Origin of the sequence: Paracoccus mutanolyticus (assembly GCF_003285265.1) — a bacterium.
GTDB classification, from domain to species: Bacteria; Pseudomonadota; Alphaproteobacteria; order Rhodobacterales; family Rhodobacteraceae; genus Paracoccus; species Paracoccus yeei.
This window is the reverse complement of the sequence record NZ_CP030239.1, coordinates 1,230,070-1,243,789: the sequence shown is the minus strand read 5'-3', so window position 1 is coordinate 1,243,789 and position 13,720 is coordinate 1,230,070. Positions and strand designations below refer to the sequence as shown.

Here is a 13,720-nt window from a genome sequence, read left to right as displayed (position 1 = left end):
CCTCAGGGCGCGACGGGTTTCAGCTGCTTGCCGTAATCGTCCACCAGCGGCACGCCGGCATCGCGCAGGATGGCGTCGATTTCACCCTGGTTGCGCCGGATCATGCTGTTCAACTCGCGCTTCCAGACATCCTCGCCGGGGCGGACGCCCATGGTGATGCGAAAGAACAGCCGCGGCGTCGTCGTTTCCCTGAGCAGCGGGATGACCTTGAGCTTGGGGTTGTCCTTGGCCAGAGGCCCCGCGATCGGTCCCCACATCAGCGCGGCGTCGGTCGCCCCGGTCTCGACATCGTGCAGCATGTCGCCGGCGGGGTTTTCCACCCGGCGGTCGGTCATCAGGTCATAGGGCTTGGCATCCTTCATCAGCCCCAGGCGGGCCACATGGGTCGCGGGCGGCGCGCCCGCCACCACGCCGATCTTGCGCCCCTTGAGCGCGGGGTCCGACAGGTGATCGACCCCCGTCAGATCGCCATCCGCCCGCACCACCAGCACATGGGTCGAGGTATAGTAGTGGTTCGTGTTCAGGACCAGCTCGTCGCCCCGACAGCCGATCACCACGTCGTGGACATAAGCCCGGATCCAGCGTCTGGCGCACAAAGCCGATGACCTGCGGGAACCAGGTGTATTGCACCGGCACGCCCAGCTTGGCCGCAAAAAGCTCGGCGATGCGGTTTTCGAACCCGGTGCCGTCCTGCGACGACAGCGGCAGGTTCGCCGGGTCCGCGCAGACCCGGAAGGCGGTGTGATCGACCAGGTCCGCCACCTGCGCCCGCGCCGCCGGGGCCGCAAGCGGGGCCAGCGCCAGCATCACCACCGCCGCAAGGGCAGGGCGCATCAGCTGCCCCCCATGCAGCTTTTCTCGGCCTCGGCATAGGCTTCGGACTTGGCCTCTTTCTTGGCGGGCCGGCCGCGCGGCACGGCGTCGGTGCCGCGGGCGCGCAGATAGGTATAGATGTCGTCCAGATAGCACATGACGTTCGGGTTCGCGCCAAAGGCCGGCATCACCTGGTTTTCGGCCTGGCCCACCTTCTGGCGCCCGTCCGCGACCACCGCATAGAAGTCGTAATAGTCCATGCGCAGGGCCGAGTTCTTCAGCGCGGGGGCATAGCTCGACCCCTCGCCGTCGGGGCCGTGGCAGACGTGGCATTCCGCGTGATAGCGGCGATAGCCCGAAAACGTCGGCCAGTCGATCGTGCCGTCCTCGGCGATCTTGTAGGTGGGCGTCTCGTCCGAGTTGAACCAGCGGACGCCATCGGTATTGACGGCTTCGACGTTCGGCTTGTCCTGGGCCAGGGCGGCTGTGGCAAAGAACGTGGCGAATGCCAGCAAGGGCACGGCTGCTTTCATGGTATTTTTTCCTCCCGTTGGCGGGATACTATGCACATTCCGGCACAACACCAATCAAACTTAAGTCTTGCGGAATGACGGCGGCGCCCGCGGCGAAACTCGCCGGGGCGCCGGAAAAAAAGCCCTGCAGGCGCTGGATCAGGCGTTGAACAGGAAGTGCAGCACGTCGCCGTCCTTGACGACATAGGACTTGCCTTCGACCCGGAACTTGCCGGCCTCGCGCGCGCCGGCCTCGCCCTTGTAGGTAACGTAATCGTCATAGGCGACGGTTTCGGCGCGGATGAAGCCGCGTTCGAAATCGCCGTGGATGACGCCCGCCGCGGCCGGGGCCAGCGTGCCCTTGTGGATGGTCCAGGCGCGGGCCTCCTTGGGGCCGACGGTGAAATAGGTCTCAAGCCCCAGAAGCTTGTAGCCCTCGCGGATCAGGCGATCCAGGCCCGCCTCGTGCAGGCCCATCTCCTCGAGGAACATGGCGGCCTCCTCAGTGGGCAGCTGGCTGATCTCCTCCTCGATCTTGGCGGAAATCACCACATGGCCGGCGCCCTGCGCCTGCGCCATCTCGGCCACGCGGTCGGACTGGGCGTTGCCGGTCGCGGCCTTGTCCTCCTCGACGTTGCAGACGAACAGGACGGGCTTGGCGGTCAAAAGCTGCAGCATGTCCCAGGCGCGGCGCTCGTCTTCGGCCACCGCGACGGTGCGGGCGGGCTTGCCCGATTCCAGCGCCGCCTGCGCGGCCTTCAGCAGTTTTTCCTGCGCCAGCGCGTCCTTGTCGCCGCCCTTCAGCTTGCGGGCGATGTTGGCCAGCCGGCGCTCGACCGATTCCAGGTCGGCGATCATCAGCTCGGTCTCGATGGTCTCGGCGTCGGCGATGGGATCGACGCGGCCCTCGACATGGGTGACGTCGCCGTCCTCGAAGCAGCGCAGCACATGGGCGATGGCGTCCACCTCGCGGATGTTGGCCAGGAACTGGTTGCCCAGGCCCTCGCCCTTGCTGGCGCCTTTGACCAGGCCCGCGATATCGACGAAGGTGATGCGGGTCGGGATGATCTGCTTGGACCCGGCGATCTGGGCCAAGGTGTCCAGGCGCGGGTCGGGCACCGCGACCTCGCCCACGTTGGGTTCGATGGTGCAGAACGGGAAATTCGCGGCCTGGGCGGCGGCGGTTTTCGTCAGCGCGTTGAACAGCGTCGACTTGCCCACGTTCGGCAAGCCGACGATCCCCATGCGAAAGCCCATGATGCACCCCTTTTTGCCCGGATTTGCGCGCCTTTTATGAGCCGGTGACGCGCAAGTCCAGTGCCGGGCGTTGATCTTGCCCCCTGTCCCGCGATAGGGCTTTGGCCGACCATCAGGGGGACGGGGCGCATGAGCAGAATCGACGACACCTTCGCGCGGCTGGCCGAGACCGGCGGCAAGGCCTTTGTCGCCTACATGATGGGCTGCGACCCGGACTATGACACCGCGCTGCAGATCATGCGCGGCCTGCCGGGCGCGGGGGTTGACATCATCGAACTGGGGATGCCCTTCACCGACCCGATGGCGGACGGCGCCACGATCCAGGCCGCCGGCCAGCGCGCGCTGGCGGCGGGCGGCAGCGTCAGCCGCGTGCTGGACATGGTGCGGGCGTTCCGCGCCGAGGACCGGCGCACGCCCATCGTGCTGATGGGCTATTACAACCCGATCTATGCCCGCGACGGCGGGGTGACCCGCTTTCTGGCCGAGGCGTCGGAGGCGGGGATCGACGGGCTGATCGTCGTCGACCTTCCGCCCGAGGAGGACGCCGAGCTGTGCCTTCCCGCGCGCGAGGCCGGCATCAACTTCATCCGGCTGGCGACGCCCACGACCGACGACCGCCGCCTGCCGGCGGTGGTGAAGAACACCAGCGGCTTCGTCTATTACGTCAGCGTCACCGGCATCACCGGCGGTCCGGCGGCCGACGCGGCCGAGGTCGCCCCCGAGGTCGCCCGCATCCGCGCGGCGGCCGGCCTGCCCGTCGTGGTGGGCTTCGGCATCTCGACCCCCGATGCGGCGCAGGCGGTGGCGGGCGTGGCCGATGGCTGCGTCGTCGGCAGCGCCATCGTCAAGCAGATCGGCGAAGGCCGGCCGGTGCCCGAGGTGCTGGATTTCGTCGCCGACCTTGCACGCGGCGCCCACGGCGGCTGAACCGCTCCGCCCTCCATGCGTTCGCCTTGGCCGAACGCCGCGTTCCCGCGCCACGCGCTTGGGAAAACGCGGCGGCCGGCTATGTTGGACGCGTGACGGAGGGAGGATCCCATGCCCAAGCTGATTTACCACACCGGCGCCTGTTCGCTTGCGCCCCATGTCGTGCTGGAATGGATCGGCGCGCCCTATGAGGAACAGGCGGTCGAATTCGGCGACCGCGACCTGCTGGCCGCCAACCCCGCCGGCGCCGTGCCCGTCCTGATCGAGGACGACGGCTGGACCCTGACCCAATGCGGCGCGATCCTGCACTATCTGGCCCGCAAGCACCCGCAGGCCGATCTGGCGGGCGGCGACGATGCGCGGGCCGCGGCCGAGCTTGACCGCTGGTCCAGCTTCTTCACCGGCGACCTGCACCCCAGCTTCTACCCGATCTTCATGCCTCAGCGCTATACGACCAGCGCCGACCCCGCCGCCCGCGACGCGGTGCAAGAGGCCGGGCGCAAGCTGGTGCGCAAGCGGCTGAAGCTGCTGGACGCGCAGCTGGACGGGCGCGACTTCATCCTGGGCCGCCGCTCGGTCGTCGATGCCTATGCCTTCCCCATGATCCGCTGGGCCGCGAACCTGCTGCCCGAGGGGATCCAGGCCTGGCCGAACGTCCAGGCCCTGCACGACCGGATCGCGGCGGACCCCGCCGTGCAACGCGTCCTGGCCCGCGAAGAGGGCGAATAAGGAGCAAGCCATGCCCAGCGGCATCCATCACGTCACCGGCATCACCCGCCGGGTCCAGGCCAATGTCGATTTCTACGCCGGCTTCCTGGGCCTCCGCCTGGTCAAGCGCACGGCCGGCTTCGAGGATGCCGAGCAGCTGCACCTGTTCTATGGCGACGCGCTGGGCTCGCCCGGCTCGCTCGTCACCTTCCTGGTCTGGGAGGACGGCGCGCCGGGCCGCGTGGGCCATGGCCAGGTGACCGAGATCGCCCTGGCCGTGCCGCCCGCCAGCATCGGCGACTGGCTGACCCGCGCGATGTCCGCCCATATCCCCGTCGAAGGCCCCAGCCGCGAGATGGGCGAGACGGTCCTGCGCCTGAAGGACCCCGACGGGGTTATCGTCAAGCTGGTGGGTGCGGACCTGCCCGCCGCCGCGCCGCTGGCCGATCCGGTCGCGCCGACCCGACTGCGCGGCGTCACGGTCTGGAGCGAGGACCCCTCCGGGACCGCCGCCTTCCTGGCCCGCTTCGGCTATCGCATCGAAGGGGTGCACGGGGCGATCACGCGGCTGGTTTCGGACAGCGATGCCGTCGATATCCGCGATGCCGGCGGCTTTTTCCCCGGCATTCCGGGCACCGGCGTCCTGGACCATGTGGCGTTCCGCGCCCCGGACGCGGATGCGGTCGATGCCATGCAGTCCACCCTGGCGGGCAGCGACGTGACCCATGTCCATGACCGCAGGTATTTCCGGTCGCTCTATGTCCGCGAACCGGCCGGCACACTGCTGGAATATGCGACCGACGGGCCCGGGTTCACCCTGGACGAGGCGCCCGAGGACCTGGGCCGGACGCTGTTCGTCCCGCCCCATGACGCGGCGCGCGCGCGGGATCTGCGCGTGATGCTGCCGCAATTCGCTCTGCCGGGTGAGGAAAGGACCCCGATGCGCGAACTGCACTTCATCCACCGCTTTCACCGGCCCGACGATCCCGACGGCAGCACCATCGTCCTGCTGCACGGGACCGGCGGCAACGAATCGGACCTGATGCCGCTTGCCGCCCGACTGGCGCCCCGCGCCACGGCCCTGGGCGTGCGCGGCCGCTCGACCGAGGAGGGGATCAACCGCTGGTTCCGCCGCTTCGACGCGGTGACCTATGACCAGGCCGACATTCGCGCCGAGACCGAGGCCTTTGCCGCCTTCATCGACGAGGCGGTGCGGGCCTATGGGCTGGACCGGCAGCGGCTGGTCTTTCTGGGCTATTCCAACGGCGCGAATCTTCTGGGTGCGATCCTGCAACTGCATCCCGGCGTGATCGGACGGGCGATTCTGTTGCGCGCCGTCCAGGCGCTGGAGGCCCCGCCCGAGCTTGCCCCCGACGCGCTTGCGGGCAGCCATGTGCTGATGCTGACGGGCGCGCGCGACATGTTCGGGCGCATGGCCCCGGCGCTGGAAAGCGCGCTACGCCAGGGCGGCGCCGATCTTGCGGTGCAAAGGCTGCCGGCCGGCCACGAACTGTCGCAGGATGACCTTGTACAGGCGCGAAAGTGGCTGTCTGCCGAAACGACGTAACGTCAAAAGGCATCAGGGAAGGCGAACTGTCCAAAAGGTCAACTACCGCATTCCGCGAACATGGTGCATACGGTGCATGTGGTTAAGCGGTAGCATGTTTTTTGCCGTAACTAGTTGAGTGTTGACGATATTACAATTCGGGCGGGCGTGTTTTCGCTCGCCCGACAGTCAACCTCCGGATGAGTTATTGTCCATTTCGTATCCTCCGACGAAATCCGACCCGCCCCGGTCGTCCTGGCCCTGATGGCCGCGATTCCAGGTGTCGACCGCCGCCCAGCGGGGATTTTCGTCGCCCAGGTGGCGCTGCAGGCCCCAGTAACCGAAGGGGCTGGGTCGGTCGCTTTCCACGAATTGGTTGAATTGACTGCCCCCGGCGGCGGCCCATTCGTCCAGCGCGGCGGTATAGACCTGCCCCATCTCGGCCGAATAGTTGAAACGCTGGTAGAATTCGGCCAGCGCCGGATCGGCCAGCGCCGGGGCCGGGGGCGTGATATGACTGCCGCCCTCGTACATGACCAGGGCAAGGCCGCGGCGGCGGGCGATCTCGGCGTGGTAATCCCAGGTCTGGCGCAGGCTGGCGATGGTCCGCCCGCTTTCGGGCCAGCCGCCGTGCAGCATCTGGTCGCGCAGCGCCGTGCGGGCGGCGGCCTCGCCCCGCTCCAGCAACGCGCGGATCGCGGGCACGTTCTCTGCGCGGTCGATGCCGCCGTCGAAATAGCCCGAGACGGCATAGGCGTCGAAATGCCGGTAGGGCGGGGGCTTCAGCGGATGGTCGGCGCGCCAGTCCGGGGCGTCCAGCGCCGCCCCCTCAAGCCCCAGCCAATGGGTGTGGGTCGAGATCACCTTGACGCAGCGTCCCGGATCGGCGGCGTGGATGCGGTCCAGTTCCTCGGCCATGGCGACGGACCGCGCGGCATAAAGCTGCATGAACCCGTCGCCCTGCGCGGGCCACAGCCCGCGCGCCTGTTCGATGGCCCATTGCGTCTGGCCGAACTGCATGTTCCACATCTCGTTCGAATATTCGTACCAGGCGCGCAGCCCCGGGTTCAGCCCGTCGCGCACCACCGTGGCAAAGCGCCGCAGCCAGTCGGCCGAGGCCAGGTGCGGGACGCAGAACCAGCCGTCCGCCCCGACCTCGTTCAGCGCCGCGACCATGACCTCGACCGGGGCGCCGCGCCAGGTATAGAAGGCATCCTCAAGGCGCGGCCGGTCGGCCCATTCCGCCTGCACCGAGTTGTTGGTGAACATCCAGTCCATGAAGCGCAGCAGGCGATAGTTGCGCACCCGGTCCAGCCATTCGCGGCGAAACAGCTGCCCGTCGCGATGGCGGGACAGGTTGTCCAGCTGCACCACGCGGATGTCGCGGATCGGCCCGCGCGTGATCCGGGTGATGTCCAGCCCCAGCGCGCGCTGGGGGTCGGGCCGGAAATCGAAGGCGATGCCGCCGTCCTGCGGCGCCTGCGCGGTTGCGCCCTTCAGCGCGATCTCGCCCTCGCCTTGCCAGGTCAGCAGGTAGCGCCCGGCCAGGTCCTGCGCGCCCGCGTGCAGTTCGGTCAGAAGCACCGTCGAGACCGCCTCGACCCCCTCGGGCACGGCCAGCGGCCAGCCCTGCGGGTCGATGACCCCCTGCGCGCGCAGATCGTCGAAGGACAGCGCGCCGAACCGGCCGCCCACGGTCCCGGTCCAGGGTCGTGCCAGCTTGAAATGGTCCAGCAGGGGCTGGGCCGTGCTCCAGTCCAGAAGCCCGGCCAGTCCCACGGCCAGCGGCGGGTTGGTCAGCGTGCCGGGAAGGGTCATGGGCGCCTCGTGCAGGAAAGACCGTGCGTTCAAGGCTGCCCCAGCCGATGCGGGCCCCGCAAGGCCGGGAATGACCGTTTCCGCCGCAGCGCAGGAATGTGAGGGGCGAAAACGCGCGAAAAGGGTTGAAACCGGCGCGCGCATGACCTTCCCTTGGGGGCGGGGCCCTGCTGCCCCGCACGACCCGATCCAGGACGAATTCGACGATGACGCGCCCAGCAGACCACGGACCCGGCCGGCGGCGGATGACGCTGACACCCGAACTGGTCGCCCTGACCCTGCGCCCGGAACCGGACCTTGGCCACGAACCCGGCTGGACCGAGATGACCGAGGCCGAGCTGGACGCCCTGGCGCAGGACTACGACCGCCAGTGCGGCGCGGACCCGCTGTGGGTCTTTGCCTATGGCTCGCTGATCTGGAAGCCCGATTTCGACGCCGAGGATCATTGCCGCGCCAGCGCCTATGGCTGGCACCGTTCGTTCTGCCTCAAGATGCACCGCTGGCGCGGCTCGCCCCAGCACATGGGGCTGATGATGGCGCTGGAACGCGGCGGGCGCTGCGACGGGGTGATCTATCGCGTGCGCGCCGAGGACCGGCTGGACCAGATCCGCCGCATGCTGCGGCGCGAGATCCGCTTCCGCGAAAACCGCGACATGGTGCGCTGGATCCGGGTCCGCACGGCCGAGGGGCCGCGCCGGGTCATGGTGTTCTGGGCCGGGCCGCACGGGCCGCGCATCCTCAGCCGGCTGCCGCTGGAGCAGGTGGCGGGCATCCTGGCCCCGGCCTGCGGGCCGGTGGGATCCTGCGCGGAATACCTGTTCAACACCGTCCGCCATCTCGAGGAATTCGGCATCCACGACCGCAACCTGTGGCACCTGCAAAAGCTGGTCGCGGCCGAGATCGAACGGCTGCACCGGACCTGCCAGGCCGCGGAATAGGGCCGCCGGTCGGTCCGGCGGCCCTGCGTTCGTTCAGTCCAGCGGCTTCAGCCCGGCCTCGATCTGGTCGCGCCGGCCTTCCAGGAAGGGGGGCAGCGACAGGCGTTCGCCCAGGGCGTCCAGCGGTTCGTCCACGGCAAATCCCGGATCGTCGGTCGCGATCTCGAACAGGTTGCCGCCGGTTCGCGGAAGTAAAGCGAGCGAAATAGTAGCGCTCGACCTCGCCCGAACTCGGCACCCGCATCTGTTTGAGCCGCTCGGCCCATTGGTGGATCGTCGGATGATCGGGCACCCGGAAGGCGACGTGGTGGACGCCGCCCGCACCCTGGCGGGCCACCGGCAGGTCGGGCTGGACCGCCACATGCAATTCCGCCGCCGGGCCGCCCGCGCCCATCTCAAAGACATGGACGGTGCCCTGCCCGTCGGGGCTGGCATAGTCGCGGGTCCTGCGCATGGCCATGACCCGGGTCAGCACCGCTTCGGTCGGGGCAAGGTCGGGAACCGAGATGGTGATCGGCCCCAGCCCGTGGATCTGGTGATCCGCCGGCACGGGCGATTTCGCCCAGGGGTTCGCCGCAGTGCTGTCGTCCTCGGTCAGGCGGAAACGCTGGCCCTCGGGATCCTCGAAATCCAGGCTGGTGCGGCCATCGAGCTGACCCACGGTTCCGACCGTCAGCCCCGCGTCGTTCAGCCGGCCGGCCCAGAAGTCGAAGCTGTCCTTGCCGATCCGCAGCCCGGTGCGGCTGATCGAGCGGGTGCCGCGCCGTTCGCGCGCCGCCGGCCAGTCGAAGAAGGTCAGGTCGGTGCCGGGCGAGGCGAGCCCGTCGGCATAGAACAGGTGATAGGCGCTGGTATCGTCCTGGTTCACGGTCTTCTTGACCAGGCGCAGGCCCAGCGTGTCCGTATAGAACCGCTTGTTCTGGGATGCCTTGGCGGTGATCGCCGTCAGATGGTGTATTCCGGTGAGCTGCATGATGGCTCCTCCTTTCGTTGCGACCAATCTGGGCACCCGGGCCGTTTCCGCCAGCGCGGCGGATGCGAACCTCGCGTTCGGTCCAGCCGAACATCAGGGGCTTCCGGCGGGTTCCCGGGCACCCTATCTTGGGGCCATGCGCTACGATCTCGACGACCTCGAAACCTTCCTGACGGTGATGGAACTGGGCACCGTGACCGCCGCCGCGGCGCGGCTGAACCTCTCGAAATCGGTGGTCAGCAAGCGCATCGCCGATCTGGACCACGCTGGGCGCTGCCCTGTTTCGCCGCAACGCGGGCCGCATCACGCCCACCGAGGCGGCGCAGCGCCTGGCCGAACGGCTGCGCCCCGCGCTGACCGAACTGGTCGCCGCGGCCGAGGCGACGGCCTGGGACATGGACGGCCTGACGCCCCTGCGCGGCAGCCTGTCCATCGCCGCGCCGATGAGCTTCGGCGTGCTGCACCTGGGCCCGATCATCGCCCGCTTTGCCGAGGCCAACCCCGATCTGGAAATCACCGTCGATTACGACGACCGCACCCGCGACCTGGCGCGCGAGGGCTTCGACGTCGGCATCCGCATCGGCAAGATGCGCGACAAGGCCCTGATGCAAAGGAAGCTGTGCGAGGACGAAAGCCTGGCCGTCGCCAGCCCCGCCTATCTGGACCGCCACGGCCGCCCGCGGACCCTGGCCGACCTGCGCGACCATCCGGTGATCGGCTACAGCCATATGCCGAACAGCCAGCTCTGGCAGTTTCAGGACCGCGACCGTTTCGTCTCGCCCCTGGTCACCGGCCGGATGTCGCTGAACAATGGCGAGGCGATCCGCTGCATGGCGATCCAGGGCCTGGGGCTGGCGATGCTGCCCGGCTTCATCGCCGCCCCCGCGCTGGCCCAGGGCACGCTGGAACGCGTGCTGCCCGGCTATCCGGCCCGCCGGATGCCCATCGTCGCCGTCTGGCCCCCCGTATCCCCCATGCCCGCCAAGCTGCGCCGGTTCATCGACCACCTGGCGGCCGAACTGAAGACGCCGCCCTGGCAGGGCGAAGCCAAGGAAAGATCATGAAGAAAATCGGTTTCCTGTCCTTTGGCCACTGGTCGCCCGACCGTGGCTCGGCCACCCGCAGCGCCCAGGACACGCTGCTGCAATCCATCGACCTGGCCATCGCTGCCGAGGAACTGGGCGCGGACGGTGCCTATTTCCGGGTGCATCACTTTGCCCGCCAGCTCGGCTCGCCCTTTCCGCTGCTGGCGGCGGTCGGCACGCGCACCAAGGCGATCGAGATCGGCACCGCCGTCATCGACATGCGCTATGAAAACCCGCTGTACATGGCCGAGGACGCCGGCAGCGCCGACCTGATCTCTGGCGGGCGGCTGCAGCTTGGAATCTCGCGCGGCTCGCCCGGCAGGCGTCGGCTGACCACCTTTTCGGCTATCAGCCGGCCGAGGTCGAAAGCGATGCCGACATGGGCGGCGCCACGCTGAGGTGTTCCTGAACGTCATCCGGGCCACGGCTTTGCCGAGCCGAACCCGCGCCCGATGTTTCCGAACCCGCCCGGGATGCTGCGGCTGGAGCCTTACAGCCCGGGCCTGCGCGACCGCATCTGGTGGGGCGCGGGGTCGAACGCCACCGCCCGCTGGGCGGCGCAGATGGGCATGAACCTGCAAAGCTCGACGCTGAAGGACGACGAGAACGGCAAGCCCTTCCACGTCCAGCAGGCCGAGCAGATCCGCGCCTATCGCGAGGCCTGGGCCGAGGTCGGCCACGAACGCCAGCCCCGCGTCTCGGTCAGCCGCTCGATCTTTCCGCTGATGAACGACATGGACCGGATGTATTTCGGCCGCGGCAAGGAACAGGACCAGGTCGGCTTCATCGAGCAGACCCGCTCGATCTTTGGCCGGGGCTATGCGGCCGAGCCGGACAAGCTGATCGAGGAACTGCGCACCGACGAAGGCATCGCCGAGGCCGACACCCTGCTGCTGACCGTGCCGAACCAGCTGGGCGTCGACTACAACACCCATGTGCTGGAAAGCATCCTGAAACACGTCGCCCCGGCGCTTGGCTGGCGCTAGGGCTGGGCCCAGCGATAGCCGACACCCGGCTCGGTCAGGATCAGTTCCGGCCGGGCCGGGTCGCGTTCCAGCTTCTGGCGCAGCTGGCCGATGAACACCCGCAGATAGGGCACATCGTCCACATGCGCCGGTCCCCAGACCTGGCCCAGCAGCTTGCGGTGCGTCATCACCCGGCCGGCGTTCAGCGCCAGCGCGGCCATCAGGTCGAATTCCTTGGGGGTCAGGCGCAGCACCTCGCCGTCGCGGCTGACCTGGTGGGCGTCCAGGTCGATGACCAGCCCGTCCTGGCGGATCGCCTCGGGCCGGGCGGCGCGGCGCGGGCGCAGGCTGACCCGCAGCCGGGCCAGCAACTCGCCGATGCCGAAGGGCTTGGGGACGAAGTCGTCGGCGCCCAGGTCCAGCGCCATGATCTTTTCCATCTCCTGGTCGTGGGCCGACAGCACGATCACCGGCATGTCGGACCGCAGCCGCAGCCGCTCGATCACCTCCTTGCCGTTCATGTCGGGCAGGCCCAGGTCCAGGATCATCAGGTCGGGGTCCTGGCTGTCGGCCAGCGCCAGGGCCTCGTGCCCGTTCGCGGCCGACAGCGTGTCATAGCCGGCGGCCGTCAGCGCGTGGCCCAGGAACCGCTGGATCTGGGGCTCGTCGTCGACGATCAGGACCGTCTGCCGGGTCATGCGCCGCGCGCCGGCGGCACCGGCAACAGGATCTCGATCACCGCCCCGGCACCGCCGGGACCGCGCCGGGCGACAAGCCGGCCCCCCAGCGCGGCGGCGATGCCCTTGCTGATCGGCAGGCCCAGCCCCGCGCCCTGCGGCGGGCGCGCCATCGCGTCCGAGGCCAGCCATTCCGCCACCGGCCCGGGCAGGCCCGGCCCCTGGTCCGCGACCGACAGGGCCAGCCAGCCATCCGGCTGCACCCCGGCCGACACCCGGATCGGGCCGGGCGCGTATTTCACCGCGTTCTCGATCAGGTTGAAGATCGCCTGTTCCAGCAGCCCGGCCTCGGCCCGCAGCATCGGCAGGGGCGGGACCTCGGCCTCGATCCGGGCCTGGGGCCAGGACCGACGGGCGCGCGCGACGGCGGCCTGGGCCGCGTCGCCGGCATCCACCCAGGCCATGTTGACCTCCATCCCCGATTGCAGCCGCGTCAGCTGCAACAGCTTCTCGACATAGCGGGCCAGCCGCTCGGCCTCCTCCTCGATGGCGGCCAGCAGGTCGGTCCGGGCCGAAGGCGACAGCGTTCCGCCCAGTTCGCGCAGGGTGGTCACCGATCCCAGGATCGTCGCCAGGGGCGTGCGCAGGTCGTGGGACAGCGAGGCCAGCAGGGCGGCGCGCATCTCCTCGCTGGTCGCGCGGCGGCGCTCGGCCTCGGCCTCCTCGGTCAGGGCCAGGCGCTGCAGGGCCTGGCCGGTCTGGCGCAGGATCACCCGATGGCCTGTTCGCGCCAGCCGTGGTCGCGCTGGTCCTGCGGGATGCGGGCATGGCCCAGCACCGGGCCATGCCCTGGCCCGCCCGTCCCCACCGGATAGAAGGTCAGCCGCGACCCGCTCCAGCCCTGGGCCGAGGCGAATTCGGGCCGGCCCCGCCGGAAGGCCACGTCCGCGGCCTCAAGCTCGCTCGCCTCGGGCAGATAGTCCTGCGGCTCGGCCGCGATCAGGCGCAACTGGCCCCCGACCGGGGCCAAGGCCACGGCGGGCCCGTGCGCCAGGGCGTTCAGGTGGCGCACGGCGACCCTGGCCACCTCGGCCTGCGATCCGGCCAGCGCCAGGTCGGTCGAGACGCGCGACAGCACCTCCAGCGCGGCGGCCCGGCCCTGCGCCGCGTCCACCTGCTCGCGCAGCCGCCCCGAGATCAGCGCCCCCGCCGCTGCCGCCAGCAGGAAGATGAACAGCATCATTTGCGCCGAGGGGATCGACAGCCCGAAACGGTCCATCATGAAGTTGAAGCCGGCCAGCGCCCCCACCGCGCTGATGATCCCGACCCAGAAGCCGAAGCCCGCGGCCGAGATCAGCACCGCCGTCAGGAACAGCAGGATCGCGACCGATTCGGGCAGCACATGGCGGGCCGAACCGACGATCACCGCCGCCGCCATCAGGATGGCCGCCGCCCCCGCGAACCCTCCCAGGGTGGGCGCGGTCATCCGGTAGCGATCCTC

The 13,720-nt window shown here is 69.4% G+C and carries 11 protein-coding genes and 4 pseudogenes; 7 read left to right on the top strand and 8 right to left on the bottom strand.

Annotated elements, in window-relative coordinates:
* Positions 1-2 precede the first annotated feature (2 nt).
* The 3 genes and pseudogenes from DPM13_RS06670 to ychF form a co-directional block, all read right to left on the bottom strand.
* A pseudogene (locus DPM13_RS06670) lies at positions 3-834 on the bottom strand (quinoprotein dehydrogenase-associated putative ABC transporter substrate-binding protein).
* Positions 834-1,346 (bottom strand): c-type cytochrome, methanol metabolism-related, encoded by a 513-nt coding sequence (locus DPM13_RS06665; protein ID WP_028720014.1) that lies wholly within the window; start codon positions 1,344-1,346, stop codon positions 834-836. The pseudogene DPM13_RS06670 and the gene DPM13_RS06665 overlap by 1 nt, the downstream one beginning before the upstream one ends.
* Before the next feature lie 138 nt (positions 1,347-1,484).
* On the bottom strand, positions 1,485-2,582 hold the full coding sequence (gene ychF, locus DPM13_RS06660) for a redox-regulated ATPase YchF (RefSeq protein WP_080621141.1): 1,098 nt from the start codon (positions 2,580-2,582) through the stop codon (positions 1,485-1,487).
* A 129-nt stretch (positions 2,583-2,711) separates the two neighbouring features.
* On the opposite strand from ychF, the gene trpA reads away from it, so the two are divergent.
* From trpA to DPM13_RS06645, 3 genes are all read left to right on the top strand, one after another.
* On the top strand, positions 2,712-3,509 hold the full coding sequence (gene trpA, locus DPM13_RS06655; RefSeq protein ID WP_028720012.1) for a tryptophan synthase subunit alpha: 798 nt from the start codon (positions 2,712-2,714) through the stop codon (positions 3,507-3,509).
* A 111-nt stretch (positions 3,510-3,620) separates the two neighbouring features.
* The gene (locus tag DPM13_RS06650) at positions 3,621-4,238 is read left to right on the top strand and encodes a glutathione S-transferase family protein (protein WP_028720011.1); all 618 of its coding nucleotides are present in this window, start codon (positions 3,621-3,623) and stop codon (positions 4,236-4,238) included.
* 10 nt (positions 4,239-4,248) lie between these two features.
* Positions 4,249-5,784, top strand: coding sequence for a VOC family protein (locus tag DPM13_RS06645; RefSeq protein WP_112887674.1), 1,536 nt, complete (start codon positions 4,249-4,251; stop codon positions 5,782-5,784).
* A gap of 168 nt (positions 5,785-5,952) precedes the next feature.
* On the opposite strand, the gene DPM13_RS06640 is transcribed toward DPM13_RS06645, so the two are convergent.
* Positions 5,953-7,581, bottom strand: coding sequence for a hypothetical protein (locus DPM13_RS06640; RefSeq protein ID WP_145963317.1), 1,629 nt, complete (start codon positions 7,579-7,581; stop codon positions 5,953-5,955).
* Between the two features lie 245 nt (positions 7,582-7,826).
* Here DPM13_RS06640 and DPM13_RS06635 point away from each other — a divergent pair, with 245 nt between their 5' ends.
* Positions 7,827-8,519 (top strand): gamma-glutamylcyclotransferase, encoded by a 693-nt coding sequence (locus DPM13_RS06635; RefSeq protein ID WP_028720009.1) that lies wholly within the window; start codon positions 7,827-7,829, stop codon positions 8,517-8,519.
* Positions 8,520-8,552: 33 nt separating this feature from the next.
* Here DPM13_RS06635 and DPM13_RS06630 read toward each other — a convergent pair.
* A pseudogene (locus DPM13_RS06630) lies at positions 8,553-9,492 on the bottom strand (ring-cleaving dioxygenase).
* On the opposite strand from DPM13_RS06630, the pseudogene DPM13_RS25860 reads away from it, so the two are divergent.
* The 3 genes and pseudogenes from DPM13_RS25860 to DPM13_RS06620 form a co-directional block, all read left to right on the top strand.
* Positions 9,491-9,700, top strand: a pseudogene (locus DPM13_RS25860) (hypothetical protein); the annotation flags it as partial. The pseudogenes DPM13_RS06630 and DPM13_RS25860 overlap by 2 nt on opposite strands.
* A 187-nt stretch (positions 9,701-9,887) precedes the next feature.
* Positions 9,888-10,556 (top strand): substrate binding domain-containing protein, encoded by a 669-nt coding sequence (locus DPM13_RS06625; protein ID WP_223252401.1) that lies wholly within the window; start codon positions 9,888-9,890, stop codon positions 10,554-10,556.
* Positions 10,553-11,563, top strand: a pseudogene (locus tag DPM13_RS06620) (LLM class flavin-dependent oxidoreductase). The gene DPM13_RS06625 and the pseudogene DPM13_RS06620 overlap by 4 nt, the downstream one beginning before the upstream one ends.
* Here the strand turns inward: DPM13_RS06620 and DPM13_RS06615 are convergent.
* The 3 genes from DPM13_RS06615 to DPM13_RS22410 are packed head-to-tail and all read right to left on the bottom strand — an operon-like array spanning position 11,560 to position 13,705.
* Positions 11,560-12,240, bottom strand: coding sequence for a response regulator (locus DPM13_RS06615; protein ID WP_112887672.1), 681 nt, complete (start codon positions 12,238-12,240; stop codon positions 11,560-11,562). The pseudogene DPM13_RS06620 and the gene DPM13_RS06615 overlap by 4 nt on opposite strands.
* On the bottom strand, positions 12,237-12,992 hold the full coding sequence (locus DPM13_RS22415; protein ID WP_223252400.1) for a sensor histidine kinase: 756 nt from the start codon (positions 12,990-12,992) through the stop codon (positions 12,237-12,239). The genes DPM13_RS06615 and DPM13_RS22415 overlap by 4 nt, the downstream gene beginning before the upstream one ends.
* Entirely contained in the window at positions 12,989-13,705 is a 717-nt protein-coding gene (locus tag DPM13_RS22410) for a DUF4118 domain-containing protein (RefSeq protein ID WP_223252399.1), read from the bottom strand. Before DPM13_RS22410 ends, DPM13_RS22415 begins: the two co-directional genes overlap by 4 nt.
* Positions 13,706-13,720 lie beyond the last annotated feature (15 nt).

Excerpts from the sequence above, each read along its gene's own strand:
- DPM13_RS06650 (WP_028720011.1), top strand. The coding sequence starts at position 3,621 with ATGCCCAAGCTGATTTACCACACCGGCGCCTGTTCGCTTGCGCCCCAT.
- DPM13_RS06645 (WP_112887674.1), top strand. The coding sequence starts at position 4,249 with ATGCCCAGCGGCATCCATCACGTCACCGGCATCACCCGCCGGGTCCAG.
- DPM13_RS06640 (WP_145963317.1), bottom strand. The coding sequence starts at position 7,581 with ATGACCCTTCCCGGCACGCTGACCAACCCGCCGCTGGCCGTGGGACTG.
- ychF (WP_080621141.1), bottom strand. The coding sequence starts at position 2,582 with ATGGGCTTTCGCATGGGGATCGTCGGCTTGCCGAACGTGGGCAAGTCG.
- DPM13_RS06635 (WP_028720009.1), top strand. The coding sequence starts at position 7,827 with ATGACGCTGACACCCGAACTGGTCGCCCTGACCCTGCGCCCGGAACCG.
- DPM13_RS22410 (WP_223252399.1), bottom strand. The coding sequence starts at position 13,705 with ATGACCGCGCCCACCCTGGGAGGGTTCGCGGGGGCGGCGGCCATCCTG.
- DPM13_RS06665 (WP_028720014.1), bottom strand. The coding sequence starts at position 1,346 with ATGAAAGCAGCCGTGCCCTTGCTGGCATTCGCCACGTTCTTTGCCACA.
- DPM13_RS06625 (WP_223252401.1), top strand. The coding sequence starts at position 9,888 with ATGGACGGCCTGACGCCCCTGCGCGGCAGCCTGTCCATCGCCGCGCCG.
- trpA (WP_028720012.1), top strand. The coding sequence starts at position 2,712 with ATGAGCAGAATCGACGACACCTTCGCGCGGCTGGCCGAGACCGGCGGC.
- DPM13_RS06615 (WP_112887672.1), bottom strand. The coding sequence starts at position 12,240 with ATGACCCGGCAGACGGTCCTGATCGTCGACGACGAGCCCCAGATCCAG.